Consider the following 25,797-nt stretch of genomic DNA (forward strand, 5'->3'; position numbering starts at 1 on the left):
CGCATCTAAAGTTCATTGGGTTTAATTATGAAACCAGATTGAGGTGTGCGATGAGCGACAAACTGCTGGATCCTCCCTGTGCGGCGCTGGGGCGTCTGCCGGCCGCCCTGGTGCTGCTGTTGGCCGGTGCCAGCGCCTTTAGCGTGGCCAACGTTTACTATGCGCAGCCGCTGCTGGACGCCATCGCCCGCGATTTTTCCATCAGCCTGGCGGCGGTCGGCATGGTGATCACCGTGACTCAGTTGGGCTGCGCGCTGGCGTTGCTGTTGGTGGTGCCGCTGGGGGATCGGTTGAACCGGCATCGATTGCTGGCGGGGCAACAGCTGGGGCTGATCGGCGCGCTGCTATTGGTGGGCTGGGCGCACAGCGCGCCCTGGCTGCTGGCGGGGATGTTGCTGGTGGGGCTACTGGGCACCGCCATGACGCAGGGGCTGATCGCATTCGCCGCGGCCCTGGCGGCGCCGCAGGAGCGCGGGCGGGTGGTCGGCGCGGCGCAGGGCGGGGTGGTGCTGGGGCTGTTGCTGGCGCGCACTCTCTCCGGCACGCTGGCGGACGTCGGCGGCTGGCGCACGGTGTACTTCTTCTCAGCCGGAGTGACGCTGGTGCTGCTGCCGATCCTGTCGCGCCTGCTGCCTGCGCCGCGCACCGCGCCCAGCACGCTGAGTTATCCCGCGCTGCTGCGTTCAATGTTGAGCCTGTTGCGGCATGACCGCACGCTGCAAATTCGCGGCATGCTGGCGCTGCTGATGTTCGGCGCTTTCAGCCTCTTTTGGAGTTCGCTGGTGTTGCCGCTGAGCCGGCCGCCGTTCAACTTCACCCATGCCGCGGTGGGAGCGTTCGGCCTGGTCGGCGCGGTGGGCGCGCTGGCGGCGGTGCGCGCCGGGCATCTGGCGGATCGCGGGCTGGGGCAGGCGGCCAGCGGCGCGTGTCTGCTGCTGTTGACGCTGGCCTGGCTGCCGCTCGGTTTGCTCGGCAGCGGCCTGGTTTGGCTGGTGGCGGGCATTGTGCTGTTGGATCTGGCGGGCCAGGCGATCCACGTGCTGAATCAGAGCATGATCTTCAGCGCCCACCCGCAGTCGCATAGCCGGCTGGTGGGCTGCTACATGCTGTTTTACGCCGTCGGCAGCGGGCTGGGCGCCTTTGCCGGCACCCATATGTACGCCTGGGCGGGGTGGAGCGGCGTCTGCTGGCTGGGGGCGGGCGTCAGCCTGAGCGCACTGCTGTTTTGGCGGCTGACGCTGCGCGGGATGCCGGATGCCGCGGGTAAGAGCTAGCGTGCCGGCGAATGCATCAGGTAATAATCTTCTTCGCCGTCGTTGCCGGTGGAGATGATGCGCCAGCCGTGTTTGCGGTAGAACGCCAGCGCTTTTTCATTTTTCACCAGGCATTTCAGCGAGCCGGTGGCGGTGAAGGTGGCTTGCGCCGCTTGCAGCAGCGCACTGCCGACGCCGCGCGGCGGCTGATGGGGATCGACATACAGGTTATGAATGAAGTTGTCTTCGCGGTAGATGGAGACGAATCCCAGCAGCACGCCGCCGTCTTCCGCCACCCAAATCGCTTCGCCCAGCGTCGCGCGGTCGAAATCTTCCAACTGATAGTTCGAGGTATCGCGCCAACCGAACGCCGCCTTGCGCGACGCCAGGTACAGCGTGCGCAGGAAGGGGCGATCGGCCTCTTGGTAAGGTCTTATTTGCATGGCATCTCCCGGTGGTTTTTGCTCACTATAGCGCATTGTGTAGCGCATGCCCGCAGGGCTAATTTAATCGCTTGTTTGTCCGCGCCGCCGCTGGCATGATCCCCTGCAGGGATTAACGCAACGTTGATCACAACCTATTGATTTTCATGACTCGGGGTGCCCTTCCGCGTGAAGGCTGAGAAATACCCGTATTACCTGATCTGGATAATGCCAGCGTAGGGAAGTCACGGCCGCTCAACCGGCGCCGCCTTCTTGAACGCCGGTTGGGAGGAATATGATCGCTCGACCTGATGCACTACCCGGCGCCCGCGCCGCGGCCTGCCTGACCCAATTCCAACAGCGGCCTCCGCTGATCCACTGCCTGACCAACGAAGTGGTGCAGTCGCTGACCGCCAACGTGCTGCTGGCGCTCGGCGCCTCCCCGGCGATGGTGGTGGAGCCGCAAGAGGCGGCGCAGTTCAGCGCGCTGGCCGACGGCCTGCTGATCAACGTCGGTACCCTCAATGCGCTGCGCGCCGAATCGATGCGGGCGGCGGTGGCCGCCGCCAATCAGGCCGGCAAGCCCTGGACGCTGGATCCGGTGGCGGTCGGCGCGCTCTCCTACCGTACCGCCTTCGCCAAACAGCTGCTGGACGAAAAACCGGCGGCGATACGCGGCAACGCCTCGGAAATCATGGCGCTCAGCGGGTTGCTGGCCAGCGGCCGCGGCGTGGACAGCGGCGACGATTCCCTGGCGGCATTGCCCGCCGCGCGTGAGCTGGCGCGGCGCAGCGGCGCGGTGGTGGCGGTCACCGGCGCGGTGGATTACGTCACCGACGGCCAACGCGACTGGGCGATCGAAGGCGGCTCCCCGCTGATGACGCGGGTGGTGGGCACCGGCTGTGCGCTGTCGGCGGTGGCGGCGGCGTTTTGCGCCCTGCCGGGCGATCGCCTGGACAACGTGGCGACCGCCTGTCGGGTGATGTCACACTGCGGCGGCCTCGCGGCCAGGCAGGCCGCCGGGCCGGGCAGCTTTACGCCGGCGTTCCTCGACGCCCTGTATCAGCTGCGCGGGGAGGATCTGTGATGAAACGTATTAACGCGCTGACCATCGCCGGCACCGATCCCAGCGGCGGCGCCGGCATTCAGGCCGATTTGAAGGCCTTCTCGGCGCTTGGCGCCTACGGCACTTCGGTGATCACCGCGCTGGTGGCGCAGAATACCCGCGGCGTGCAGTCGGTGTATTACATCGATCCGGCGTTCGTCGCCGCGCAGCTGGACTCGGTGTTCAGCGACGTGCGCATCGACAGCGTCAAGATCGGCATGCTGGCCAACGCCGACATCGTGCAGGCGGTGGCCGAACGGCTGCGCCATTACCGGCCGGAATTCGTGGTGCTGGATACCGTGATGCTGGCGAAAAGCGGTGATCCGCTGTTGGCGCCGGAGGCGGTAGAGTCTATCCGGCGCGAGCTGTTGCCGCTGGTGTCGATCATTACGCCGAACTTGCCGGAAGCGGCGGGGCTGCTGGCGTGCCCGCCGGCGGAAGATGAAGCGCAGATGCGCGAGCAGGGGCGGGCGCTGCTGGCGATGGGCTGCCGGGCGGTGCTGATGAAGGGCGGCCACCTGAGCGAAAGCGAGAGCCCGGACTGGCTGTTCACCGCCGAAGGCGAGCAGCGCTTTACCGCGCCGCGCGTCGCCACCCGCCACACCCACGGCACCGGCTGCACGCTCTCGGCCGCGCTGGCGGCGCTACGCCCGCGCCATGCCGACTGGGCGGCCACGGTGGCCGCCGCCAAGGACTACCTGCAACAAGCGCTGCAACAGGCGGATACGCTGGAAGTGGGGCACGGCATTGGGCCGGTGCATCATTTTCACGCCTGGTGGTGAGCCAACTTTTTGCCGCAACCGTGGTCTGACTAGTTCAGGCCCGGTTTTATGGGCGAAACCTGATTTAACCTAGGGAGAAGGACTATGACGGGACACCAGGCGCTGCGTTGCGCCCTCTTCGGCGCACTGCTCAGCTTCAGCGCGGGCAGCTTTGCCCAGCAGATCGTCACCACGTCGGATTTGATTCAGCAGCCGGGGTATCAGGCCAGCTGGCAAAACATGGTCAAAGGCCAGGCGCGGATGCCGGGCTGGGCGCGCAAGGGCGTTGGCACCTCTACACCGGCGCAAAATCTGAGCTGGAAGGGCAAAGAGTATCTGGTTGGCAATCTGTGCAAACCGCACGACTGCGGCAACAACTTTTTGATCGTGGCGTTCAGCGCGGATAAATCCCAGGCCTGGGGCGTGCGGGTCGAGGTGGAAGATCGGCCGGAAGCCATCGATCACCCGAAGAAGTATGCCAGGTACCAGTGGCTCGGCAAGCCGGATGAAGACATGAAGGCGCTGCTGAAGCAGCAGTTCGAGAACAATCCCGACTGGAAATAATCTGACCGGGGGCGCCGCTGCCGGCGCCCCCGGCACCGATCAGCCGATGCCGGCCTGATGCAGATCGTGCAGGTTGAGCGCCCCCACCAGCACGCCGTCCATGTTGACCACCGGGGCCGCGCTGATGTGCTGTTCGTGCAGCGCTTCCAGCGCCTCTCCGGCGCGCCACTGCTCCGGCAGCCGATAGCCGGGGCGGGTGATCGCCGGGCTGAGCGGATCCTGCAGGCTATTGCCCTTCACCAGCCAGCGGCGCAGGTCGCCGTCGGTAAATACGCCCACCACCCGCTGCTGCGCGTCGCAGACCGCCACCAACCCCAGTCCGGTGCGGCTCAGTTCCAGCATGGCCTCCATCACGTTGGCGCTTTCGCTCACGCGCGGCAGGCGATCGCCGGTGCGCATCAGGTGATGCACGCGGTTCAGCAGGCGCGCCCCCAGGCTGCCGCCCGGGTGCGAGCGGGCGAAGTCTTCCGCGTTGAAACCGCGCTGGCGCATCAGCGCCATCGCCAGGGCGTCGCCCATCATCAGGGTGTTGACCGCGCTGGAGGTCGGCGCCAGCCCCATCGGGCAGGCTTCGCGCTCAACGCCGATATCCAGCACGCAGGCGGCGGCCAGCGCCAGCGGCGACTCTTTGCCGCCGGTGATGGCGATCACCGGAATGCCGTTCTCCGCCAGCAGCGGCAGGATCAGATCCAGCTCTTTGGCGCGGCCGGAATAGGAGATGAACACCACCACGTCATCGGCGCCGATCATGCCGAGATCGCCGTGCAGCGCCTCCGCCGGATGCACGAAGAACGACGGCGTGCCGGTGCTGGCCAGCGACGCGGCGATCTTCTTGCCGATATGGCCGGACTTGCCGATGCCGGAAATCACCGCTTTGCCGCGGCAGTTCAGCAGCAGCTCGCAGGCGCAGACGAAGTTGTCATCCAGGCGCGCCAGCAGGCGCTGCGCTTCGGTCAGCTCGATCTCCAGCGTTTCGCGGGCGAAGGCGAGCAGGGCGTTGGCGTTACTCATCGGGATCTCCTACCAGAAGGATATTGATGCCTTTCGCCTGCAGGGCGGCGAGGTAATCGGGGTTGATGTCTCGGTCGGTGATCAGCGTGTCGACGGCGCTGAGCTCGCACACCACGTTCGGGCTCTTGCGGCCGAATTTCGAGGAGTCTACCAACAGAATAATGCGGCCGGCGGCTTCGCACATCGCCTTGCTGACGTTGTGCACTTCGTTGAAGGTGGTGACGCCGGCGTTGAGATCGACGCCGTCCGCGCCGATAAACAGCTTGTCGAAGCTGAATTGCTGAAACGCCGATTCCGCCAGGCTGCCGTGGAACGAGGCCGACTTCTTGCGGTAGGTGCCGCCGGGCATCAGGATGGTCTGATCGTTGTCCAGCTCCACCAGCGCGTTGACGATGGTCAGGCTGTTGGTCATCACCGTGATGTTGTTGAACTGTGCCAGGTGCGGCACCATCTGCAGCACCGTACTGCCGGCGTCGAAGATCAGCGAGTCGCCGTCGGCGATCAGCGCCACGGCGGCGCTGGCGATCTGGCGTTTTTTCTCGGTGTTGATATGGGTTTTGCGGTCGATCGGCTGATCGCCGTCGTCGCGGCTGAGCACCACGCCGCCGTAGGTGCGGATCACCTCGCCTTCTTCTTCCAGCAGGGTGAGATCCTTGCGGATGGTGGTGCCGGTGGTGGAGAAATGCTCGGCCAGGGCGTCCACTGCCGTTTTGCCATGCCGCTGCAGATATTCAAGGATAGCGGCCTGCCGCTGCTTTGGTTTCATCGCGATTCCCGTTCACAAGAGTGGGGCATTTTCCCTCGCTGAATAATTCACTATGAAAGGTAATGCCTTTTAATGTGAAAATATCACGATTTGGGTTCAATCGCTAACGATAGTGCAGACTGGCATGCGCGATCCTCGGGGAAGATCACATCCGGGCGCAAATCCCGCTGATGCAATCCGTGTAAATGAGGCAGCGGGCGGGGCCGGGCGAAAACGGTCAGGCCGCGCAGCAACAGGCTGCCGCACACCCGCCGATCGGCGTCGAAGGCCAGCGCCAGCACCACTCGCGGGCGAAAACGGCCACCGGAACGGCCGACGCCCACGGCGCCCAGCCGGCATAAACCATCGAAGGCGCGGTTGAAACGTTGCAGTTGCCACCAGCCGAAGGCGATTTGCAGCAGCCAGGCCAGCAGCGCGAAGGCGATCAAAGCTTGTGTCATGGCGTTCTCCTTAGCCCCCTCTGCTGAAGGGGGCATCGATTGGCGTCAGAACATCACCTGGCCGCCGGTGATGTTGATCGATTGGCCGGTGCAGTAAGAGGCCTTGTCGCTGGCGTAGAACAGCAGGGTGTTCAGCACATCCTGGTAGTCGCAGCCGCGCTTCAGCGGCACCTTGTCGATGTAGTACTGCTCCACCTGATCCGGCGCGATGCCCAGTTTTTGCGCGTACTGCGGCAGCAGCGACTGGAACATCGGCGACTTCAGCAGGTTGCCGAGCATCAGCGAATGCACGGTGATGCCGTACTCCGCCAGATCGAGCGCCAGCGACTGCGTCAGCCCCACGCCGCCGAACTTGGCGGCGCTGTAGCCGGAGTTGTGCTTGCTGCCGACCTTGCCGGACTTGGAGTTGATCTGGATGATGCGCCCGGCGATGCCGTCGCGGATCATCAGGCGCGAGAACTCGCGGGCGCAGAGGAAATAGCCCACCAGGTTCACCTGCAGCGAGCGGTCGAAGTCGCCCAGCGGGAAATCGGTGATCGGCGCCGCCTTGGCGATGCCGGCGCTGTACACCAGCAGGTTGGCCTGGCCGAACGCCCGGTCAACCGCCGCCGCCAGCGCGATCACGCTCTGCTCGTCGGTGGCGTCGGCCTGAAAACCGCAGGCGCTGCCTGTGCCGTACTCTTCGTTGATCTGCTGTGCCACCAGACTGGCTTTGTCGGCGTTCAGATCGGCCACCGCCACCCGATAACCGGCCTGCGCCAGCCCGTGGCTCAAAAAGGCGCCTAACGTTTGGCCGCCGCCAATCACTACAGCTACTTCAGACATGGTCTACTCCTTATGCGATAAATGACAGCGTGCTGCCCAACGGGATATCGGTCGGCGTCGGGCCGGATACGTGGATCGAGCCGGGAAATTCGGCTTCGGCTTCGCCGTCGAAGCGCACGGTGATATGGCCCAGCTCGCGCAGATTCTGCGTGGCGACGCTGCCGACGGCGGTGATGGCGTAGCGCTGCTGCGCCAGTTCCATCACGCCGCCCACCTGCAGCTCGCCGGCGGTTGCGCCGTGGCGGTGGATGAAGCAGAACTCTTCGATATCCGCCGGGGCGCCTTCACGGAAGGTGATCAGCATGTTGTCCAGCAACGCGTCGCGGGCGCAGCCGCCGATCTGCGTGATGGTGGTGTGAAAAATGGTGTGCATAAACGTCTCCCTGGGGATCACATTATTGATAAATGAAGGCCGAGGCGGCCCAGGCGATCAGGACCGTCGGCGCGCCGGTCAGGAAGCGGCCAACCAGCACTGAAGGTACGCCGACCCGCACGGTGTCCTGTTTGGCTTCCGCCAGCGACAGGCCGACCGGAATAAAGTCGCAGGCGGCCTGCGCGTTGATGGCGAACAGCGCGGGCAGCGCCAGCTGCGGCGGAATATGGCCAAGGCCGATCTGCACCCCGACCAGCACGCCGATCACCTGGGCGATGACCGCGCCGGGGCCGAGGAACGGCGACAGCAGCGGGAATGAACAGATCAGCGCCAGCGTCACCAGGCCGATCGGGCTGTTGGCCAGCGGCGTCAGGCCGTGAGCGATAAAGTCCCCGAGGCCGGAGGCCATGATGATGCCGATCAAGGCCGAGACGAATGCCATAAACGGCAGAATGGTCTTCAGCACGGTGTCGATAGTGTCGCGCCCGGCCTGGAAGAACACCGCCACCACCGATCCCATGCCCATGCCGACCTTCGCCAGCAGCCCGTCGCTTTGCTCGGTGATCTTCTTGCTGGTGTCGTAGTCGCGCGCCTTGGGCGGCGCGGCAACGGCGGCGGCGGGTTGGCTATCTGCCGCTTCGATTCGGTTGATGTTGTGGTCGCGCACGCCGGAGACATAGATGTCTTCGAGGATAAACTGCGCCAGCGGGCCGGACTGACCGGTGGCATGGATATTGACCGTCGGAATGCGGCGTTTCGGGTACAGGCCGCAGCGCAGGGTGCCGCCGCAGTCGATCACCGCCACGCCGATCTCTTCCGCCGGCGGCTCGCCCTCTTTGAAACCGTCGACGGCCGGCCAGCCGGTCAATTCGCTGAGGCGATCGACGATGGAAGGCCGGGTGCCGGCGGTGATGTACACCACTTTTTTGCCGGGTTCGATCGGCAGTTCCAGGGGGCCGCCCCAGCCGCTGGCGCCTTTTTCAATACGGATATAAGCACTCATGCTGCACTCCACGAATTAAAGTTGCACCTGGCGATCCAGACGGATGCCCATCTTGCGTTCGAACAGGCTGGTGGTGAGATCGGTAACCCAGCCGCGGAAGAAGTTGGTGAACAGCCCCACCAGGAAATAGTTCACCGCCAGCGGGCCGAGCGGCAGGCCGAGGGTGGTCAGGCCGCTGGCGATGCCGAGGTAAACGAACAGCTCGCCGGGGTTGATATGTGGAAACAGGCCGTTCATCGAGTGGCAGCTGTAGGAGGCCGCCGCGTAGTAGCTCGGCTTGTATTTCTCCGGCATGAAGCGCCCCAGGCTGAGGGTCATCGGGTTGCAGAAGACAAAGGTGCCAATCAGCGGCAGCAGCAGATAACGCGAGACGGGGTTGCCCGCGCAGCGCTGCGCCAATCGTTCGATACGTTCCTGGCCAACAAATTTGATCAGCGCGTTCATGATAACCAACAGGCTGATCAACAAAGGCAAAATGCCGGTCACCATGCCGACAAACACTTCACCGCCTTTCTGAAACAGGCCGATAAACCACTCGGCGCCGTGGGTGATTAGCTCAATCATTATGTTCTCCTGTAATGGACTGTTATGGCCTGGAGCGAACGGCGGCTCTGTCGCCATGGGCCTTACAGTAGTCACTTTGTTGGGCTATTTGTTTTAAATAGATCACAATTTGAAAGATAAATATTTTATTTTGAAAGTTTAAAGTGAAAGAAAGAGAAGGTTGGCAGCGTCGGGTTAAGGGGAACGGGCACAAAAAAGCCCGGCGAACCGGGCTTTGGGACAGGCGGTCCGTCACATCAGGCGATGGTGACCTTCTTGTCCAGATAGGCATCTTGCACGGCGTTGATCAGCGCCACGCCGTCTTTCATCGATTTCTTGAAGGCTTTACGCCCCAGGATCAGGCCCATGCCGCCGGCGCGTTTGTTGATCACCGCGGTGCGCACCGATTCCTGCAGATCGTTCTCACCGGCGGCGCCGCCGGAGTTGATCAGCCCGGCGCGGCCCATGTAGCAGTTGGCCAGCTGGTAGCGCACCAGATCGATCGGGTGATCGGTGGTCAGCTTGGTGTAGACGCGGTCGTCGGTATAGCCGAATTTCACCGCGCGGTAGCCGCCGTTGTTTTCCGCCATTTTCTGTTTGACGATGTCGGCGCCGATGGTGGCGGCGATGTGGTTGGCCTGGCCGGTCAGATCGGCGCTGGAGTGGTAGTCCACGCCGTCTTTGTTGAACGCCGGGTTGCGCAGATAGGCCCACAGCACGGTGACCATGCCCAGCTCATGCGCGCGCTCAAAGGCGATCGAGATCTCTTCGATCTGGCGGCGCGACTGCTCTGAACCAAAGTAAATGGTGGCGCCGACCGCCACTGCCCCCATGTTGAACGCCTGCTCGACGCTGGCGTACAGGGTCTGGTCGTACTGGGTCGGATAGCTCAGCGTTTCGTTGTGGTTGAGTTTGACCAGGAACGGAATTTTATGCGCATAGCGGCGCGATACCGACGCCAGCACGCCGTAGGTGGAGGCGACGCAGTTACAGCCGGCTTCAATCGCCAGCTCGACGATGTTCTTCGGATCGAAATACAGCGGGTTGGCGGCGAACGAGGCGGCGGCGGAGTGCTCGATGCCTTGGTCGACCGGCAGGATAGACAGATAACCGGTGCCGCCCAGGCGGCCGTGGTTGAACAGGGTTTGCATCGAACGCAGCACGCTGTTGGGGCGGTTGTTATCGATCATTACGCGGTCGACGAAGTCGGCGCCCGGCAGGTAGAGATTCTCGGCGGGGATAGTGGTACAGCGGTGTTGCAGCAGATCTTCCGCTTCCTTTCCTAGCAACTGCACAATATCAGTCATGATTCACTCCCGATTAAGCTTCTTCATACACCGGCAATGCAAGGGTTTTTGACCACCGGCGCAGTAAAAAGCGGTGATTGAAGCTGTAAAGCGATGCTACCGAACTTGCTCCGGCAAGGACAAACAATAGATGCGATTGAGAGGAAATGCCATTTGCGTGGCCAAATACGCGGGGGCGATCGCCCCCGGCGCGCTAAGCGGTTGATTATTCGATCTCGAACCACGCGGTATTCTGTTGAGCGATCGGGGTGATGGAGTAGATCATCTCCTGCAGATGATCGTGGATGGCGCGCTCCGCCGCCTCGGCATCGCGCGCTTTCAGCGCTTCGTAGATGCGGTAGTGCTGCTTGATCAGGCTCTCCGGCGGCGAGACTTCGCTCAGGCTGAGGAAACGCACCCGATCCATGGTGGCCTTGATGGTTTCGATGGTCTCCCACGCCAGCGGGCAGTCGGCAAACTGGGTCAGCAGCTGGTGGAACTCGTCGTCCAACGCCAAAAATTCGCGCGTTTGCCCGTTCTGCGCCGCCAGCTCTTGACGGTGCAGGTTATGCTCCAGCGTCATCAGCTGCGCCGGAGTGGCGCGCTCGGCCGCGCGGCGCACGATGGCGCATTCCACCGCCTGACGGATAAAGCGCCCGTCGGCCACGCGCTTGGCGGAAATCTTCATCACGAAGGTGCCGCGCTGCGGCAGGATCTGCACCAGGCCGGCCTCCGCCAGCTTGATGAAGGCTTCGCGCACCGGCTGGCGCGAAACGCAAAAGCGGGTGGAGATCTCTTTCTCGGACAGCAGGGTGCCGGGGGGGATGGTGCAATCGACGATATCTTTGCGCAGGAAGCGATAGATCTGCTGGTTGACCGGGACGTTGTTGGTGAGACTGTACGTTTCAGACATGGCGACAATCAGGCATCTGGCTGGAGTTCGAATGCCACCATACTAGCAGATTATTGGTTGAGGGCGGGGGGATAAATCCACCCGCCAGGCAGGGGAACTCAGTGATGCCAATCCTGATATTCCTGCTTGCGCCGCTCTGGCGCGGTTTCCGGCATCAGGCTCAGGCCGAGGGCCGACACCACGCCCAGCACCATCATGTAACCGGCCAGCCCGTAGTAATGGCCGCCGGTCACCTGCAGGATCTTCACCGCCAGCAGCCCGAGAATGCCGCTGCCGATCAGCGAGCCGATCTGCCAGATCAGCGCGATGCCGCTGCAGCGCACGCGGGTGGGGAACAGCTCCGGGAAGTAGGAGGCCTGCGGCGCGTAGCACATGCTGTGGCCGAAGGTCAGCACCACGATCATGGCGATCTGCGTCACCCAGAAATTATCGAGGTTGATCGCCATAAAGAACGGCACGATGCACACCACCTGCAGCAGCGCGCCGGCGATGTAAACCGGTTTGCGCCCCAGCCGATCGGAGAGGCGGCCCATCAGCGGAATAGCGAAAATCTCCAGCAGCACCGCCACGATCATCGCCTCCAGCAAAATGCTTTCGTTGAGGTGGTTGGCCTTGCCGTAGGCCAGCACGATCACGGTGAACATGGCGAAGGCGCAGGCTTCGATCAGCTTGGCGCACACCCCTTTGGCGATAAGGCCGGGATAGCGGCGGGCCACTTCCACCACCGGCCGGCTCTCCACCGCTTTGGTGGCGCGGATTTGGGTAAACACCGGCGACTCGTCGATCTTCAGGCGAATAAACAGCCCGACCAGCACCAGCAGCAGGCTGAGCAGGAACGGAATGCGCCAGCCCCAGTCCAGCATCTGCGCCGGCGACAGCACGGCGGTCAGCAGCGCGAACAGCCCGGACGGCAGCAGGAAACCGGCCGGCGCGCCGATCTGCACCCAGCTGGCGTAGAAACCGCGCCGCGGCGGCGGCGCGTATTCGGCGGTCATCAGCACCGCGCCGGCCTGTTCGCCGCCGACGCCGAAGCCCTGCAGCACGCGGATAAAGATCAGCGCGATCGGCGCCCAGATGCCGATCTGCTCATAGGTAGGCAGCAGGCCGATGCAAAAGGTGCCGAGGCCGACGATCAGGATGGTGATCACCAGCGCCTTCTTGCGGCCGACTTTGTCGCCGATATGGCCGAACACGATGCCGCCCAGCGGGCGCGCCAGGAAACCGACCGCGTAGGTGGCAAAGGCCGCCAGCGTGCTGATCAGCGGATCGGCGCTGGGGAAAAACAGCTGGCCGAAGAACAGCACCGCGGCGGTGCCGTAGGCGAAGAAATCATAGTATTCGGCGGCGGTGCCGATGGCCGACGCGCTGGCGACGCGCCGCAGCAGCGGTTGATTGCCGGTATTGACGGCGTTATGCGTGGTGACGGTCATCGGAAACCTCCCGGTCGGTAAGCGGCAGAGCGGCGACGGTGGCTTTGGCCCCCAGGCTCAGCAGTTGGTGATAAGCGTGGCTGACGGCGTGGACGAAGTCAGGCGAATCGGGCAGATCGCGGCCGAAGACGCTGTCGAGTTGCAGCAGCGCCAGGACGCGGGGCCGGCCTTCCTCGCTGCCGGCGACCAACGCGGCGAGGCGCTCGCGCAGCGGATCGCTGATGGCGATCGGCTCGCCTTGTTCATCGCGGCCGCCGACGTAGCGCATCCAGCCGGCGACGCCCAGCGCCAGGCAGTCGAAGCGGCTGCCGCGCGCCAGATGCCAGCGGATCGCGTCCAGCAGCCGTTGCGGCAGCTTCTGCGTGCCGTCCATGGCGATCTGCGCGGTGCGGTGTTTCAACGCGCGATTGCGGTAACGCTGCAGCAGCGAGTCGGCATACTGCGCCAAATCGACGTTCGGCACCTGCAGGGTCGGCGCCTGTTCCGCCAGCATCAGGTGACGGGCGGCGCGGACAAAATCCGCATCCTGCATGCAGTCGCCGATGTGCTGATAACCGGCCAGGTAGCCGAGGTAGGCGAGAAACGAATGGCTGCCGTTCAGCATGCGCAGCTTCATCTCCTCGTACGGCAGCACGTCGCTCACCAGTTCGGCGCCGACCTTGTCCCAGGCCGGGCGCCCCTGGGGAAATCGATCTTCAATGACCCACTGGCTGAACGGCTCGCAGGCTACGCCGACCTCATCTTCGACGCCGCCCAGCCAGGTGCGCAACTGCCGGCGGGCCTCCGGCGTTACCGCCGGCACGATGCGATCCACCATGGTGGAAGGGAAGGCGACCTCTTGACGCACCCAGTCGGCCAGCGCCGGATCCTGCCGCTGCGCCAGTTCGACCAGCACCTGGCGCGTGACCCGGCCGTTGGCCGGCATGTTATCGCAGGACATCACGGCGAACGGCGGCAGCCCGCGTTCACGGCGCAGGCGCAGCGCCGCCAGCAGCAGCCCCGGCGCCGACTGCGGCTGTGCCGGGTGGGCGATATCATGCGCGATCGCCGGGTGTTCCGCCATCAGTCGGCCGCTGGCGGGGTGGTGGCAATAGCCCTTTTCGCTGATGCTCAGCGAGACGATGGCGATCTCGGGCTGCGTCAGGGCCGCCAGCACCGCCGCCAACCCGTCGGTTTGCAGGTGCAGCGCCTGGCGCACCACGCCGATGACCCGGCCCCGCCAACCGTCGTCGTCCATCTCCGCCACCGAGAACAGCAGGTCCTGTTGCCGTAGATCGGCGATCTTTTGCCGGCCGTGCTGCATGCTGATTTCGCAGTAGCCCCAGTCACTGCCGTGCTCGCTGGCCAGCCTGTCGGCGTACATCGCCTGGTGCGCGCGGTGAAACGCGCCGAAGCCGATATGCGCCATGCGCGGTTTCACGCGCTCACGTGCGTAGCCGGGCCGGATAACGGCGGCCGGCAGCGCGCTGTGGTCGGAAAGTCTCATGTTCAATGTCCCTGGAGAGGTAAGCAAAGGGGCGAAGCCGCCCCGTCTGGCGTTAGGGTTTTAAGATTTGCACGCCCGCCGTTGCGCGCGGCGCCTTGATCACCAGCAGCACCAGCAGCGCGCCCAGCGCGGCGACGCCGCCCGCCAGCATAAAGGCGCTGTCGAATTTGCCGGTGTTCTGCACGATGTAGCCGGTGGCGATCGGCCCGATGATGCCGGAGACGCTGCCGATCAAATGAATGAACCCGCTGGCGCCGCCGACCCGGGATTTATGCACCACGTCCTGGATGATCGCCCAGTAGAGAGCGCCGGTAATGTAGAGGAAGAAGATCGACACCGACATCAGCATCACCGCCGGCACCACGCTGCTGACGGTGCCCGCCAACGCCACGCACACCGCCGCCGCCAGCAGGCTGGTGACCAGCACGATCTTGCGCGACAGCAGCAATTTGCCGGTGATGTTGAAGATCTTGTCGGAAATATAGCCGCCGAGCGCCAGCCCGACGAAGCCGACGATCCACGGGATCATCGTGGTCAGGCTCATCTCTTTGATGTTCAGGTTGTGTGCCTGCACCAGATACGAGGGGAACCAGCTCAGGAAGAAGAACAGGATGTAGTTGTAGCAGAAGAAGGCGAAGGCGGTGACCAGAATGATCGGCTGCTTCAGGTAGTAGCCCAGCCCGTGCGGGGCGTCGCTCAAGGCGCTTTCCTCGCCGAGATTTTCCTGTTTCAACCGTGCGATCAGCGCCCGTTCTTCGTTGCTGACGCGTTGGCTTTTCGCCGGGTTATCCGCCACCACGAAGAACCACACCAGCATCCAGACGATGCCGATGGCGCAGATAATCATAAACGCCGGCCGCCAGCCGAACGCCAGCGCCAGATAGCCGACGATCGGCCCGGCCACCGCGCCGCCCAACGGCGAACCGGCGCTGAGCAGGCCCACGGCGGTCGCCGCCTGTTTCTTCGGGAACCAGCCGTTGATCATCTTGTTGGCCGAGGCGCAGATCGGCCCTTCGGCCATGCCGAACAGGACGCGCAGGATCAGCATTGAGTAAAAACCGGTGGCGATCGCCGTCATGCCGCAGAAGATGGACCACAGGCCGACCGCCACGCCCAGCACCAGCGTCGGGCCGAAGCGGTCGACCGCCAGCCCGCCGACGAAGTTGAAAATGGCGTAGCCGAAGAAGAAGCTGCCGAAGATCAGACCGAACTGTTCGGCGTTCAGCATCAGATCCTGTTCGATCATCGGCACGGTGATCGACAGCGCCACGCGGTCGAGGTAGTTGATCATGTAGACCATGAACAGCAGGAACACGATGGTCCAACGCAGGTTTTTAAACATAAAGCGCTCCACTGGGTGTCGTTTTAATCGTGATGCTTCATTGTTTGCACGGGCGGCGGGCGCCGCCCAATGCCCCGATGCCGCCTTGGCGTTACTCGAACTGCAGCAGCACCTTGCAGCAGGTGCGCTGATCCCGCTCGAACATCTGCATCGCCCGTTCGACGTCGTCGGCGGGCACGCAGTGGGTGAGTAGCCGCTGCGGGTCTAGCTTGCCGTCCGCCATCCAGGCGATCACCTGCGGAAAGCGCGCGCTGTTCAGGCGCGAGGAGAAGATCGACAGCTCCTTGCTGGTGATGCTCTGCTGGGTCAGGGTGCAGGCGTCGCCGGAAAAGCCCATGATGCCGATGCGCGCCGCCGGCGAAGCCAGCGCGATCGCCTCCGGTAAAATGGTGGGGTGGCAGGCGGCATCGACGATCAGCGTCGGCTGAACGCCGCGCTGCTGCAGCGCCTGCGGCAATGCGGCCTCGGCGTTGTTGAATGTTTGGTCGGCGCCGTTGGCGCGCGCCATCTCCAGCCGCTCGGCGATGCGATCGACGACCCACACCTGCCTGACGCCGTACACCCCTTTCAGCGTCTGGATCACCGTGAGCCCCATCGGCCCGGCGCCGTAGATCAGCGCGATGTCGTCGGGGCGCGGTTGCAGATGGGCGGTAATGTTGGCGGCGATGCTGAAGGGTTCGATCATCGCGGCGTGGCGATCGCTGATGGCCGGCGGAACCGGATAGGCGTTGCGCGCCGGCACGCAGGCATAGTCGCTGAAGCCGCCGTCGCGGTGCACGCCGATCACCTGCAGCGAGGTGCAGACGTTGGGGCGGCCGACCGAACAGGGATAGCAGTGGCCGCAGCTCACCACCGGGTCTACCGAGACGCGTTCGCCGAGGCGCGCCGGATCGACGCCTTCGCCCAGCGCATCGATCAGGCCGAAGAACTCGTGGCCGATCACACGCGGATAGCGGGCGAACGGGTTATGGCCGTGATAGATATGGACGTCGGAGCCGCAGATGCCGGCGAATTTCACCTTGACCCGCACCTCGCCGGCCGCCGGCTGCGGCAGTGCGCGCGTCTGCAGCGCCAGGCGCCCGGGCTGTTCGATCACGACGCTGCGCATGGTGTTTACCAGTTCCATAAGGTGCCATCCTCCAGACGCGCGACCGGCAGGTAGGCCGGTTCATAGGGGTAACGGGCCGCCAGCTTCTCATCGAACTCGATGCCGATGCCCGGCTTGTCGCCCGGATGCATATAGCCGTCGTCGAACGTCCAGCTGTGCGGGAACACCTCGAGCATTTGCTCGGAATAGCCCATGTATTCCTGCACGCCGAAGTTCGGCACCCACAGATCGAAGTGCAGCGCCGCCGCCATGCAGATCGGCGACAGATCGGAAGGGCCGTGTGAACCGGTGCGCACCTGATACAGCGAGGCGAAGTCGGCGATGCGCCGCATGCCGGTAATGCCGCCCGCGTGCGTCAGGGTGGTGCGGATGTAGTCGATCAGCTGTTCTTCGATCAGCTGTTTGCAGTCCCAGATGCTGTTGAACACCTCGCCGACAGCGATCGGCGTGACGGTATGCTGGCGGATCAGGCGGAAACAGGCCTGATTTTCCGCCGGCGTCGGATCTTCCATCCAGAACAGGCGATACGGTTCGGCGCTTTTACCGAAGCGCGCCGCTTCAATTGGCGTCAGGCGGTGGTGCATGTCGTGCAGCAGGTGTTCGTTGAAGCCGAACTTGTTGCGCACCGCATCGAACAGTTTGGGGGTGAAGTCGAGGTATTTTTCCGTCGACCACAGCTGCTCCTCCGGCCACTCGCCCTTGGTGGCCGGCTCATAGGCCTGGCCTTTGCCCTTGGCCATGCCGTAGGTGGTTTTCATGCCCGGCACGCCGCATTGAACGCGGATCGCCTTGAAGCCTTGCTCTTTATGTTTGGCGTAGTCGTCGAGCACCTCATCGATCGAGTGGCCGGTGGTATGGCAATACACCATCACTCCCGAGCGCGAGGCACCGCCCAACAGCTGATACAGCGGCATGTTGGCGGCCTTGGCCTTGATGTCCCACAGCGCCATGTCGACGGCGGAAATGGCGGACATGGTCACCGGGCCGCGCCGCCAGTAAGCGCCTTTGTAGAAGAATTGCCAGAGGTCCTCGATCCGCTGCGCGTCGCGGCCGATCAACTGCGGGCAGAGGTGATCTTTCAGGTAAGAGGCCACCGGCAATTCGCGCCCGTTCAGCGTGGCGTCACCGAGGCCGATGATGCCGTCATCGGTGGTGATTTTCAGCGTGACAAAGTTGCGCCCCGGGCAGGTGACGAACACCTCGGCGTTGACGATTTTCATAACCTTCACATCCTGTAGCTGCGGAGAGATAGCGCGAAAATACGCCATGAACTAACTACCATACAAGTATGAATTAATGAATTTGCCGGAGAGGATCACATTTGATCGTGCGCGGAAGCGGGTGAACAGAGGGGAAGAAGCGGGGCGCAGCGGCTGCGCCCGACAAGGTCAGCCCAGCAGGGCGCAGTTAGGTGGCAGGCGGCATTCGATGGCCTGCGGCAACACTTCGATGCGGAAATGGCGGCCTTTGAGCGGTTCGCCGTCGAGGTTGAAAGTCATCTCATGCGGCGCGTCGATCTCGAGCCACGGCAGCGCCGCGCTGAGGATGCTGTTGCTCTCTTCGTCGTTGAACAGGGCGGCGACCAGCGCCGGCAGCAGTTCATCGGCGATCAGCAGGCGCAGCTGCAGCAGGCCGTCGTTGATCAGCGCGCTGGGGCACAGTTCCTGGCCGCCGCCGGCCTGTTTGCCGTTGCCGATGCCGATCACCAGCGCCTCGCCGGCCCAGCGAAAGTCCGGCCCGCGGATTTCACAGCGGTCGGCCTGCAGCGTATCCATGCGCAGCAGGCCGTGCACAAAGTAGGACACGCCGCCCAGCGCCGCTTTCAGCTTCTCCGGCGTTTCGGTGGTGATGCGGGTGCCGAAGCCGCCGGTGGCCATGTTGATGAAATAGCGCTCGCCGTTGACCTTCGCCAGATCGATAGGCACCGAGCGGCCCTTGATCGCCAGCTGCAGCGCCAGTTCGGGGGACGGAGGGATATTGCACGCCATGGCGAAGTCGTTGGCGGTGCCGAGCGGCAGGATGCCCAGCGCCGGCCGGTTGTGCGCCGGCAGCTGCACCAGCGCGGCGGCCACTTCGTTGATGGTGCCGTCACCGCCGCCGGCGACGACGGTGCCGACGCCGAGCTGCGCGGCTTCCGCGACATAGCGCGCGGCATCGCCGTGCTCCCAGGTGACGCGCACGTGCAACGTTATTTGTTCTTTGCGCAGCCGGTTGACCGCCTGACGCAGCTCTTCGTTACCGGCACCTTTGCCGTTGATGATAAGCAGGGCGGACGCATGTGAGTGTTGAGGCATTGCCGATATCCTCCGGCGGAAAACCAAGAATGCCTCAAGATAAACCAGCTGCCGCCACCAGGCCATCAGAATATTCAGCTAATTCCGCTTATTTCCCGGCGCTCAGTGAATATGAAGCAAGGCGAATTTATCTGAATTTTACGCAGAAATAAGCGAAGTGTTAAAGAAGCGAGGATTAATCGCTATAGCGTTATTTATATATCGAAGCGGCGTGATTATTATTATTAAAACGGATAACGGGAATAAGTTATGGAAATAGGCATGGTGGAAAAAAATAGGCGCACCCATAAAGAAAAAGCCAGCCCAAGGGAGATTGGGCCGGCTAAGGAGGTGGTTCCTAGTATTGCTATGCAAATATTTTCGTTGTTCGTTTTAAGCAGCGTGATAGTAACCAAGCTGCGCGCGCATTGATGTGATCCAATTCTAATATTTGCTAAAAATCGCCGCCGAATGACGGCGATTCATTTTTATGCCCCGGCGCTATTTTCTTCCGCCAAATTGCGGATCAGCAACGCATAATTGAGATCGATATCCTGCGGGATCGGCAAATAAACGATATGGCCGTTGCCCGGCGCCACCTCAATCGATTCGCCTTTCTTATTTTGCATGCTCTCGAGGGTGAACACCACGTTGCCGCCCGGCGTCATCATTTCGACGCTGTCGCCGAGCGCGAACTTATTCTTCACGTCGACTTCCGCCCAGCCATCACGGCGCACGCCGGTGAATTCGCCGACGAACTGCTGGCGCTCGGAGAGCGAGGAGCCGTAGTCGTAATTCTGCTGCGCCTCGTGCACGTGGCGGCGCAGGAAGCCCTCGGTATAGCCGCGGTGCGCCAGGCCTTCCAGCGTGGTGAGCAGGGTCGGATCGAACGGTTTGCCGGCGGCCGCGTCGTCGATGGCGCGGCGATAGACCTGAGCGGTGCGGGCGCAGTAGTAGAACGACTTGGTGCGCCCTTCGATCTTCAGCGAATGCACGCCGAGCTGCGTCAGACGCTCCACGTGCTGGATGGCGCGCAGATCCTTGGAGTTCATGATATAGGTGCCGTGTTCGTCCTCGAAGGCGCTCATATATTCGCCTGGTTTTTGCGCTTCAGACAGCATGAACACCTTGTCGGTCGGCGCGCCGATGCCCAGCGTCGGCTCGACGGTTTGCACCGGGATCGGCTCGTGCAGGTGCACGATATTGCCGGTGTCGTCCTCTTTGCCTTCCTCCGCTTTGTACTGCCAGCGGCAGGCATTGGTGCAGGTGCCCTGATTGGGATCGCGCTTGTTGATGTAGCCGGACAGCAGGCAGCGGCCGGAGTAGGCCATGCACAGCGCGCCGTGGACGAAGATCTCCAGCTCCATGTCCGGCACTTCGGCGCGGATCTCGGCGATCTCTTCCAGCGACAGTTCACGCGACAGGATCACGCGGGTCAGGCCCATTTGCTTCCAGAACTTCACCGTCGCCCAGTTAACGGCGTTGGCCTGCACCGACAGGTGGATGTCCATCTGCGGGAAGGCTTCGCGCACCATCATGATAAGGCCGGGATCGGACATGATCAGCGCATCCGGGCCCATATCGATAACCGGCTTCAGATCGCGCAGGAAGGTTTTCAACTTGGCGTTGTGCGGGGCGATGTTCACCACCACGTAGAACTTTTTGCCCAGCGCATGCGCTTCGTTGATGCCCTGCGCCAGATTCTCGTGGTTGAACTCGTTGTTGCGCACCCGCAGGCTGTAGCGCGGCTGGCCGGCGTAAACCGCATCGGCGCCGTAGGCGAAGGCGTAACGCATATTTTTCAGCGTGCCGGCCGGGGAGAGAAGTTCTGGTGTAAACATAGTGTGTCTCGGTCTGATTTCAGGTCAGCACCACGCCACCTGATGGCGCAGTAAAAGCGGGGGATTGTAGCCGCAGCGCGGCAAGAAATCAGCAGTTAACCGGATTTATTCAAGGGAGATTGATCCCGGTCAAACGGAAAACGCGCGGTGGCCGCCACCGCGCGGGTGAAACGGGGGATCAGGCGCTCAAATCGCGGATATCGGTGGTCGGGCCGTTTTTTATCACCGACTGGATACCGTTTTTGGCCGCGCTTTCGGAGCTGTACATTTCGCTGACGCCGATCACCTGATGGTTCTTGGCCTTCAGCACAAAGTAGGGCTGATTGCTGGCGCTGTGCTTCAGTTCGTACTGCGCTTCGTGCGGTGAATTGGTCTGCACCGAGGCGATGCCGTTCTCCGCCGAGGCTTTGCTGGCATACATCTCGCTGGCCAGAATGATCTCGCCGTTACTGGCTTTCAGGTTGAAGTGGTACTGTCCGTTCTTTGCTTTTTTCAGCTCGTAATGACCGATTGCCATGGTTCTTCTCCTGTAGGTTCCGATTCGTGATGTAAGTGTAGCCAATCGCTTGAAAATCGGCGGCTAAACCTCACAGCAGCTTAGTTGAAAAAATGCGCAGTTTTTTTGCGCCGGCGCGGAGTTTTCGCCCGAGAGGCACAGCGCCGCACGGGAAGCTAAGGGAGAAGGCGTGATTGCGCAGTGCGCCGCATAACGAGGGGAACAGGGTGTCACCCCGTGAGATTGTGCGTTACTGTTTGGCCGTTTCGTCAATGTGGATGAAAAATGAGCGATACATCTTGGCATCGACACGCTACAGGCATATGCTTTGGCCTATGCCTGCTGTGGAGGTGTCGAGATGGAAAGGATCGCAAAGCTGTTTAAAAACGGCAGAAATCAGGCGGTGAGGTTACCGGTGGAATTTGAATTTGATACGGATCGTGTCTATATCCGTCGCGATCGGGAGGGCAACGTGATTTTATCCAAATATCCGGCAAAGCCGGACAGCTGGGCACCGCTGCTGAGCATTATCGCCCAAACGCCGGTGCCGCAAGAGTTTCTTGGCGCGGAAGATCGTCAGCAAGGGGTTGCCGACCGCGATCCCTTCTCAGAGGAAGAGTAGGCGATGTACATGTTTGATACCAACACCGTCAGCCACTTGTTTCGGCAGCATCCGCAGGTGCTTAACGTCATGGAAAAGCTCCCGCCTTCTGCCGTATGTATTTCCAGCGTCACGGAGGCGGAACTGCGTTACGGTGTGGCTAAACGGCGGAACAAGGCGTTGCAAAACATGGTCGAGGCCTTTCTTGCTGCGGTGACGGTCTATGCATGGGATAGCGAGGCCGCCCGCTGCTACGGTGAAATGCGGGCAAACATGGAGAGAAAGGGCAAAGTCATGGGCGCGATGGATCAACTGATCGCCGCTCACGCGCAGAGCCGTGGCGCGACGCTGGTGACCAACGATCGCGCATTCGCCATGGTGCCCGGGTTGGCGGTTGAAGACTGGACGCGCTGATTTCTCCCTAAACCCCATTCATCAGCCGGCAGGGCTCGGCTTCCCAGCGGTAGCCCACGCCGTATACCGAGCGGATAAAGGATTTTTCCCCATCGATCAATTCCAGCTTGCGGCGCAGGTTTTTGATGTGGCTGTCGATGGTGCGGTCGGTGACCACCCGGTAGTCGTCGTACAGGTTGTTCAGCAACTGCTCGCGTGAAAACACGTTGCCCGGCTGGCTGGCCAGCGTTTTCAGCAGGCGGAACTCCGCCGGCGTCAGATCCAGCAACTGCCCCTGATAGCTGGCCTGGAAGCGCGGTTCATCGATGTGCAGCAGATCATCTTCCCGCGCGTTCTCCTGTGGCCGATAGCTGCGGCGCAGGATGGTTTTCACCCGCGCCACCACTTCGCGCGGGCTGTAGGGTTTGCAGATGTAATCGTCGGCGCCGATCTCCAGCCCCAACAGGCGGTCAATCTCTTCAATTTTCGCCGTCACCATCACGATGGGCACGTCGCTGAAGCGGCGCAGCTCGCGGCACACCGTCAGCCCATCGGCCCCCGGCAACATCAGATCGAGCAAGATTAGCGCCGGCGGATGCTGGTGCACGGTCGGCACCACCTCATTGCCGTTGGTCAGCCAGCGGGTGGCGTAGCCCGCCGCCTGGAGATAATCCACCAGCAGCTGGCCCAGCTTGGGCTCATCTTCAACAATCATGATCTGCACGGGTTGATTCTGAATGTCCATCAGGGCGCCTTATTTTTGATCGGGGTAGCAAATTCTACTGTAATGCGCACGCCGCCTAAAGGCGAATGCTCGGCGCGGATTTTCCCGTCGTGCGCTTCCACGATGTTGTGGCAGATCGCCAACCCCAGCCCGGAACCGCCGCTGGCGCGGTTGCGTGAACCTTCCGCCCGGTAGAAACGTTCGAAAATGCGCGTCAGTTGCTGATCGCTGATGCCCGGCGCGCTGTCCTGCCAGTAAAGAAGCAGCCGCCCCGGCTGCAGTTCGACGCCGATCTCCAACCGGCCGCCGGCGTCGGTGTAACGCAGGCTGTTTTCCAGCAGGTTATTGAACAGTTGGTTCAGGCGATCGGGATCGCCGAACAGCAGCGCCTGGGCCGGCAGATGGGTGACGATCTCCAGCCCTTTGGCGCGGAAGCGTTCGCGAAAGGCGGCGACGGCGATCTGCACCAGGTGCACGCAGTCCACCGACGCCTTGCGGTAGGCCAGCGCGCCGAGATCGGAGAGCGACAGCTGGTGCAGGTCGTCGACCAGCTTGGTCAGGGTGGATACCTCGGCCTGCAGCGAACTGAGCGACGCCGGCGTCGGCTGGCGCACGCCGTCCTGCAGCGCCTCCAGTTCGCCGCGCAGCACTGCCAGCGGCGTGCGCAGCTCATGTGATACGTCGGCCATAAAGGCGCGGCGCATCTGCTCGTTTTTTTCCAGCGAGGTGGCCAACTGGTTGAAGTCGTGCGCCAGCCTGCCCAGTTCATCCTGGCTGCTGACCGCCACGCGGGTGGTGAAATCGCCCGCCGCCAGGCGGTGGGTGCCCGCCACCAGGCGCTTGACCGGGGCCAGCATGCCGCGCGACAGCAGCCAGGTCACCGCCGCCGCCAACAGGGTGGAGAGCGCGACGATAATCCAGCTGGTGCGCCGCTGCTGGCGATCGAAGTTGATGTCGGTATTGCGCGTCAGGCGCTCGACCGGGGTGGTGAGCACCCAGCCGACGATCTCGTTGTTGTAGCGGATCGGGTGGCGCGGCCCCTCCTTCGGCAAGGGGCCCGAATGCCCGACCAAGCGATTGAACTGGCTGTCCACCACCCAAAACTGGGTGCGCCACCCCTTGGGCGGCAGATTGTGGCTGCTGTCGCTATTCTGCTCGAACGAACGCATGATCTGGTAGACCACCTGATCGTTGTTGCGCAGGAATATCCAGTTGCCATGATGGCTGTACTGTTCCTCCAGCGCTTCGCTCAGCATGTTGATGCGTTGCTCGTTGCTGCTCTTGATGTAATCGATAAAGCCGCGCTCAAAGCTGACGCGCACCCCCCAATGCATGGTGATCAACACCAGCATGCAGGTAGCGAAAATGGCCAGGAACAGTTTTCCGGTAATGCCTATCCTCATTGCAACCTCGTTGAGCCGGTACCCGGCTCTTTGGTCAGCGTGCGGTTGGGCGCGCTATCGGCCGGCACGCGCGCGAAGGCCAGCGCGGGCAGAGCGATAATCAACGCCATACAGCCGTAGCTGTAAATAAATGCGCTGTGGATGGCCGGGCTATCGGCCACCACCTGGTGATGGGCGAAGCTGCCGATCAAGATGCCGGCGACGCTGACGCCGAGGCTCATCGACAGCTGCATGACCATCGACAGCAGACTGTTGCCGCTGCTGGCCAGCCGGTCCGGCAGATCTTTCAGCGTCAGGGTGTTCATCGCCGAGAAGCGCAGTGAGTTGATCATCCCCTGGAAGAACAGCACCACCGGCAGTAGCCACAGCCAGCCGAGCATCGCCGCCAGCAGGAAGCTCAGGCTGACCAGCGCCAGCAGCAGCGTGGCGGCCACCAGCACGTTGCGGTAGCCGAAGCGGTTGACTACCTGCACCACGATGCGCTTCATGCCCATGCTGCCGATGATCATCGGGATCATCATCAGCCCGGCGTGGAACGGCGTGAAACCCATGCCCACCTGCAGGAACAGCGGCGTCATGAACGGCAACATGCCGCTGCCGATGCGCCCCAGCAGGCTGGCCAGCAGCCCGATTTTGTAGGTCGGGGTGCGCAGCAGCCGCAGCGAGAACAGGGCGCGGCTATTGCCGTAGGCATGCCAAACATACCCCAACAGCGCCGCTGCGCCCAGCGCCACCAGACCGACGATGGCGCCGCCGGACAGCCCCATGCCTTTATGGCCGTCGAGCGCCAGCGTCAGCGACGCCATGCCGATCGCCAGCAGGATAAAGCCGCTGAGATCGAAGCGGCGGGTCTGCATTTGGTAGTTGGGCATCAGCAGCAGCGTGGCGATGGCGCCCACGATGCCCACCGGAATATTGATCAGGAAAATCCAATGCCAACTGGCGTATTGCACCAGGAAACCGCCCAGCGCCGGCCCCATCAGCGGGCCGATCTGGCCTGGCAGCGTCACGAAAGTCATCGCCGCCATGTACTGCTCGCGCGGCACGATCTTCATCACCGTCAGGCGCCCGACCGGCACCATCATCGCGCCGCCGACGCCCTGAATCACGCGCGAGGCGATCAGCTCGTTCAGGGTTTCCGAACGGGCGCAGAGGAGGGAGCCGAGGGTAAACAGCACGATGGCGCTGAAAAACACCCGCTGTACGCCGACCTTGTCCGCCAGCCAGCCGCTGGCCGGCAGCGTCACCGCCACCGTCAGCACATAGGAGACGATCACCGACTGCATGCGCAGCGGGTTCTCCCCCAGGCTGGCGGCCATCGAGGGCAGGGCGGTGTTGACGATAGTGGTATCCAGCGTCTGCATAAAGAAGCCGAATGCCACTATCCAGAGTTGCCAGCGTACGGTGGCGGCGTGTTTCATCAGCATCGGTCGGC

At 62.8% G+C, this 25,797-nt stretch carries 27 protein-coding genes and 1 riboswitch; of the genes, 6 read left to right on the forward strand and 21 right to left on the reverse strand.

What is annotated here, in order from left to right; translation table 11 throughout:
* Positions 1-50: 50 nt before the first annotated feature.
* Positions 51-1,274, forward strand: coding sequence for an MFS transporter (locus ACMGF7_RS13725; RefSeq protein ID WP_049239898.1), 1,224 nt, complete (start codon positions 51-53; stop codon positions 1,272-1,274).
* Here ACMGF7_RS13725 and ACMGF7_RS13730 read toward each other — a convergent pair.
* A complete protein-coding gene (locus tag ACMGF7_RS13730) occupies positions 1,271-1,696 on the reverse strand; it encodes a GNAT family N-acetyltransferase (RefSeq protein ID WP_004941487.1) in 426 nt (141 codons plus the stop codon). The two genes, ACMGF7_RS13725 and ACMGF7_RS13730, sit on opposite strands and share 4 nt — an antisense overlap.
* Before the next feature lie 142 nt (positions 1,697-1,838).
* Positions 1,839-1,935: riboswitch (TPP riboswitch) on the forward strand.
* A 35-nt stretch (positions 1,936-1,970) separates the two neighbouring features.
* On the opposite strand from ACMGF7_RS13730, the gene thiM reads away from it, so the two are divergent.
* The 3 genes from thiM to ACMGF7_RS13745 all read left to right on the forward strand — a co-directional run bounded on the left by thiM (position 1,971) and on the right by ACMGF7_RS13745 (position 4,105).
* Entirely contained in the window at positions 1,971-2,762 is a 792-nt protein-coding gene (gene thiM / locus ACMGF7_RS13735) for a hydroxyethylthiazole kinase (protein ID WP_049239897.1), read from the forward strand.
* The gene (gene thiD, locus ACMGF7_RS13740; protein WP_420286477.1) at positions 2,762-3,562 is read left to right on the forward strand and encodes a bifunctional hydroxymethylpyrimidine kinase/phosphomethylpyrimidine kinase; all 801 of its coding nucleotides are present in this window, start codon (positions 2,762-2,764) and stop codon (positions 3,560-3,562) included. The genes thiM and thiD overlap by 1 nt, the downstream gene beginning before the upstream one ends.
* Positions 3,563-3,646: 84 nt before the next feature.
* Positions 3,647-4,105 (forward strand): inhibitor of vertebrate lysozyme family protein, encoded by a 459-nt coding sequence (locus ACMGF7_RS13745; protein WP_049239895.1) that lies wholly within the window; start codon positions 3,647-3,649, stop codon positions 4,103-4,105.
* Between the two features lie 39 nt (positions 4,106-4,144).
* On the opposite strand, the gene gutQ is transcribed toward ACMGF7_RS13745, so the two are convergent.
* The 17 genes from gutQ to ACMGF7_RS13830 all read right to left on the reverse strand — a co-directional run bounded on the left by gutQ (position 4,145) and on the right by ACMGF7_RS13830 (position 21,262).
* Positions 4,145-5,116 (reverse strand): arabinose-5-phosphate isomerase GutQ, encoded by a 972-nt coding sequence (gene gutQ, locus ACMGF7_RS13750; RefSeq protein ID WP_004941509.1) that lies wholly within the window; start codon positions 5,114-5,116, stop codon positions 4,145-4,147.
* The gene (gene srlR / locus ACMGF7_RS13755; RefSeq protein WP_015378752.1) at positions 5,109-5,882 is read right to left on the reverse strand and encodes a glucitol operon DNA-binding transcriptional repressor SrlR; all 774 of its coding nucleotides are present in this window, start codon (positions 5,880-5,882) and stop codon (positions 5,109-5,111) included. The genes gutQ and srlR overlap by 8 nt, the downstream gene beginning before the upstream one ends.
* Positions 5,883-5,965: 83 nt before the next feature.
* Complete coding sequence (gene gutM / locus ACMGF7_RS13760; RefSeq protein ID WP_004941515.1) at positions 5,966-6,322, reverse strand: transcriptional regulator GutM; 357 nt, start codon at positions 6,320-6,322, stop codon at positions 5,966-5,968.
* A gap of 45 nt (positions 6,323-6,367) precedes the next feature.
* Entirely contained in the window at positions 6,368-7,147 is a 780-nt protein-coding gene (gene srlD, locus ACMGF7_RS13765) for a sorbitol-6-phosphate dehydrogenase (protein ID WP_164095082.1), read from the reverse strand.
* Positions 7,148-7,157: 10 nt separating this feature from the next.
* The gene (gene srlB, locus ACMGF7_RS13770) at positions 7,158-7,520 is read right to left on the reverse strand and encodes a PTS glucitol/sorbitol transporter subunit IIA (RefSeq protein ID WP_004941520.1); all 363 of its coding nucleotides are present in this window, start codon (positions 7,518-7,520) and stop codon (positions 7,158-7,160) included.
* A 22-nt stretch (positions 7,521-7,542) separates the two neighbouring features.
* Entirely contained in the window at positions 7,543-8,523 is a 981-nt protein-coding gene (gene srlE / locus ACMGF7_RS13775) for a PTS glucitol/sorbitol transporter subunit IIB (protein WP_015378750.1), read from the reverse strand.
* 15 nt (positions 8,524-8,538) lie between these two features.
* On the reverse strand, positions 8,539-9,087 hold the full coding sequence (gene srlA / locus ACMGF7_RS13780) for a PTS glucitol/sorbitol transporter subunit IIC (protein ID WP_420286478.1): 549 nt from the start codon (positions 9,085-9,087) through the stop codon (positions 8,539-8,541).
* A 236-nt stretch (positions 9,088-9,323) separates the two neighbouring features.
* A complete protein-coding gene (fbaB, locus tag ACMGF7_RS13785) occupies positions 9,324-10,373 on the reverse strand; it encodes a class I fructose-bisphosphate aldolase (RefSeq protein WP_015378749.1) in 1,050 nt (349 codons plus the stop codon).
* A 205-nt stretch (positions 10,374-10,578) separates the two neighbouring features.
* Positions 10,579-11,265: a GntR family transcriptional regulator gene (locus tag ACMGF7_RS13790; protein ID WP_004941533.1), complete on the reverse strand. Its 687-nt coding sequence runs from the start codon at positions 11,263-11,265 to the stop codon at positions 10,579-10,581.
* 98 nt (positions 11,266-11,363) lie between these two features.
* Entirely contained in the window at positions 11,364-12,695 is a 1,332-nt protein-coding gene (locus tag ACMGF7_RS13795; RefSeq protein WP_048325252.1) for an MFS transporter, read from the reverse strand.
* Complete coding sequence (locus ACMGF7_RS13800; protein ID WP_075684610.1) at positions 12,676-14,181, reverse strand: mannitol dehydrogenase family protein; 1,506 nt, start codon at positions 14,179-14,181, stop codon at positions 12,676-12,678. The genes ACMGF7_RS13795 and ACMGF7_RS13800 overlap by 20 nt, the downstream gene beginning before the upstream one ends.
* A gap of 52 nt (positions 14,182-14,233) precedes the next feature.
* Complete coding sequence (locus tag ACMGF7_RS13805; RefSeq protein WP_015378745.1) at positions 14,234-15,523, reverse strand: MFS transporter; 1,290 nt, start codon at positions 15,521-15,523, stop codon at positions 14,234-14,236.
* 91 nt (positions 15,524-15,614) lie between these two features.
* The gene (locus ACMGF7_RS13810) at positions 15,615-16,631 is read right to left on the reverse strand and encodes a Zn-dependent oxidoreductase (protein WP_164095207.1); all 1,017 of its coding nucleotides are present in this window, start codon (positions 16,629-16,631) and stop codon (positions 15,615-15,617) included.
* A gap of 5 nt (positions 16,632-16,636) precedes the next feature.
* Positions 16,637-17,851: a D-mannonate dehydratase ManD gene (gene manD, locus ACMGF7_RS13815; protein ID WP_049239892.1), complete on the reverse strand. Its 1,215-nt coding sequence runs from the start codon at positions 17,849-17,851 to the stop codon at positions 16,637-16,639.
* Between the two features lie 168 nt (positions 17,852-18,019).
* Positions 18,020-18,925 (reverse strand): lipid kinase YegS, encoded by a 906-nt coding sequence (gene yegS / locus ACMGF7_RS13820; RefSeq protein ID WP_015378742.1) that lies wholly within the window; start codon positions 18,923-18,925, stop codon positions 18,020-18,022.
* 467 nt (positions 18,926-19,392) lie between these two features.
* Positions 19,393-20,745, reverse strand: coding sequence for a tRNA 5-hydroxyuridine modification protein YegQ (gene yegQ, locus ACMGF7_RS13825; RefSeq protein ID WP_004941558.1), 1,353 nt, complete (start codon positions 20,743-20,745; stop codon positions 19,393-19,395).
* 178 nt (positions 20,746-20,923) lie between these two features.
* Positions 20,924-21,262: a YegP family protein gene (locus tag ACMGF7_RS13830; protein WP_004941561.1), complete on the reverse strand. Its 339-nt coding sequence runs from the start codon at positions 21,260-21,262 to the stop codon at positions 20,924-20,926.
* A gap of 337 nt (positions 21,263-21,599) precedes the next feature.
* Here ACMGF7_RS13830 and ACMGF7_RS13835 point away from each other — a divergent pair, with 337 nt between their 5' ends.
* On the forward strand, positions 21,600-21,863 hold the full coding sequence (locus ACMGF7_RS13835) for an antitoxin (protein ID WP_004941563.1): 264 nt from the start codon (positions 21,600-21,602) through the stop codon (positions 21,861-21,863).
* Positions 21,864-21,866: 3 nt separating this feature from the next.
* The gene (locus ACMGF7_RS13840; RefSeq protein WP_171404148.1) at positions 21,867-22,256 is read left to right on the forward strand and encodes a type II toxin-antitoxin system VapC family toxin; all 390 of its coding nucleotides are present in this window, start codon (positions 21,867-21,869) and stop codon (positions 22,254-22,256) included.
* Between the two features lie 7 nt (positions 22,257-22,263).
* Here ACMGF7_RS13840 and baeR read toward each other — a convergent pair whose 3' ends face one another.
* Genes baeR through mdtD form a run of 3 tightly spaced genes read right to left on the reverse strand, consistent with a single transcriptional unit; the run spans position 22,264 to position 25,789 of the window.
* The gene (gene baeR, locus ACMGF7_RS13845; RefSeq protein ID WP_004941568.1) at positions 22,264-22,980 is read right to left on the reverse strand and encodes a two-component system response regulator BaeR; all 717 of its coding nucleotides are present in this window, start codon (positions 22,978-22,980) and stop codon (positions 22,264-22,266) included.
* Positions 22,980-24,362, reverse strand: coding sequence for a two-component system sensor histidine kinase BaeS (gene baeS, locus ACMGF7_RS13850; RefSeq protein WP_420286479.1), 1,383 nt, complete (start codon positions 24,360-24,362; stop codon positions 22,980-22,982). Before baeS ends, baeR begins: the two co-directional genes overlap by 1 nt.
* The gene (mdtD, locus tag ACMGF7_RS13855) at positions 24,359-25,789 is read right to left on the reverse strand and encodes a multidrug transporter subunit MdtD (protein ID WP_049239888.1); all 1,431 of its coding nucleotides are present in this window, start codon (positions 25,787-25,789) and stop codon (positions 24,359-24,361) included. The genes baeS and mdtD overlap by 4 nt, the downstream gene beginning before the upstream one ends.
* Positions 25,790-25,797: the final 8 nt, after the last annotated feature.

This window comes from Serratia sp. BNK-17 (assembly GCF_048684935.1).
In the GTDB taxonomy this organism is placed as follows: domain Bacteria; phylum Pseudomonadota; class Gammaproteobacteria; order Enterobacterales; family Enterobacteriaceae; genus Serratia; species Serratia nematodiphila.

Bases quoted from the DNA above. Each gene is read 5' to 3' on its own strand.
- ACMGF7_RS13725 (WP_049239898.1), top strand. From the start codon at position 51: ATGAGCGACAAACTGCTGGATCCTCCCTGTGCGGCGCTGGGGCGTCTG.
- ACMGF7_RS13730 (WP_004941487.1), bottom strand. From the start codon at position 1,696: ATGCAAATAAGACCTTACCAAGAGGCCGATCGCCCCTTCCTGCGCACG.
- thiM (WP_049239897.1), top strand. From the start codon at position 1,971: ATGATCGCTCGACCTGATGCACTACCCGGCGCCCGCGCCGCGGCCTGC.
- thiD (WP_420286477.1), top strand. From the start codon at position 2,762: ATGAAACGTATTAACGCGCTGACCATCGCCGGCACCGATCCCAGCGGC.
- ACMGF7_RS13745 (WP_049239895.1), top strand. From the start codon at position 3,647: ATGACGGGACACCAGGCGCTGCGTTGCGCCCTCTTCGGCGCACTGCTC.
- gutQ (WP_004941509.1), bottom strand. From the start codon at position 5,116: ATGAGTAACGCCAACGCCCTGCTCGCCTTCGCCCGCGAAACGCTGGAG.
- srlR (WP_015378752.1), bottom strand. From the start codon at position 5,882: ATGAAACCAAAGCAGCGGCAGGCCGCTATCCTTGAATATCTGCAGCGG.
- gutM (WP_004941515.1), bottom strand. From the start codon at position 6,322: ATGACACAAGCTTTGATCGCCTTCGCGCTGCTGGCCTGGCTGCTGCAA.
- srlD (WP_164095082.1), bottom strand. From the start codon at position 7,147: ATGTCTGAAGTAGCTGTAGTGATTGGCGGCGGCCAAACGTTAGGCGCC.
- srlB (WP_004941520.1), bottom strand. From the start codon at position 7,520: ATGCACACCATTTTTCACACCACCATCACGCAGATCGGCGGCTGCGCC.
- srlE (WP_015378750.1), bottom strand. From the start codon at position 8,523: ATGAGTGCTTATATCCGTATTGAAAAAGGCGCCAGCGGCTGGGGCGGC.
- srlA (WP_420286478.1), bottom strand. From the start codon at position 9,087: ATGATTGAGCTAATCACCCACGGCGCCGAGTGGTTTATCGGCCTGTTT.
- fbaB (WP_015378749.1), bottom strand. From the start codon at position 10,373: ATGACTGATATTGTGCAGTTGCTAGGAAAGGAAGCGGAAGATCTGCTG.
- ACMGF7_RS13790 (WP_004941533.1), bottom strand. From the start codon at position 11,265: ATGTCTGAAACGTACAGTCTCACCAACAACGTCCCGGTCAACCAGCAG.
- ACMGF7_RS13795 (WP_048325252.1), bottom strand. From the start codon at position 12,695: ATGACCGTCACCACGCATAACGCCGTCAATACCGGCAATCAACCGCTG.
- ACMGF7_RS13800 (WP_075684610.1), bottom strand. From the start codon at position 14,181: ATGAGACTTTCCGACCACAGCGCGCTGCCGGCCGCCGTTATCCGGCCC.
- ACMGF7_RS13805 (WP_015378745.1), bottom strand. From the start codon at position 15,523: ATGTTTAAAAACCTGCGTTGGACCATCGTGTTCCTGCTGTTCATGGTC.
- ACMGF7_RS13810 (WP_164095207.1), bottom strand. From the start codon at position 16,631: ATGCGCAGCGTCGTGATCGAACAGCCCGGGCGCCTGGCGCTGCAGACG.
- manD (WP_049239892.1), bottom strand. From the start codon at position 17,851: ATGAAAATCGTCAACGCCGAGGTGTTCGTCACCTGCCCGGGGCGCAAC.
- yegS (WP_015378742.1), bottom strand. From the start codon at position 18,925: ATGCCTCAACACTCACATGCGTCCGCCCTGCTTATCATCAACGGCAAA.
- yegQ (WP_004941558.1), bottom strand. From the start codon at position 20,745: ATGTTTACACCAGAACTTCTCTCCCCGGCCGGCACGCTGAAAAATATG.
- ACMGF7_RS13830 (WP_004941561.1), bottom strand. From the start codon at position 21,262: ATGGCAATCGGTCATTACGAGCTGAAAAAAGCAAAGAACGGACAGTAC.
- ACMGF7_RS13835 (WP_004941563.1), top strand. From the start codon at position 21,600: ATGGAAAGGATCGCAAAGCTGTTTAAAAACGGCAGAAATCAGGCGGTG.
- ACMGF7_RS13840 (WP_171404148.1), top strand. From the start codon at position 21,867: ATGTACATGTTTGATACCAACACCGTCAGCCACTTGTTTCGGCAGCAT.
- baeR (WP_004941568.1), bottom strand. From the start codon at position 22,980: ATGGACATTCAGAATCAACCCGTGCAGATCATGATTGTTGAAGATGAG.
- baeS (WP_420286479.1), bottom strand. From the start codon at position 24,362: ATGAGGATAGGCATTACCGGAAAACTGTTCCTGGCCATTTTCGCTACC.
- mdtD (WP_049239888.1), bottom strand. From the start codon at position 25,789: ATGCTGATGAAACACGCCGCCACCGTACGCTGGCAACTCTGGATAGTG.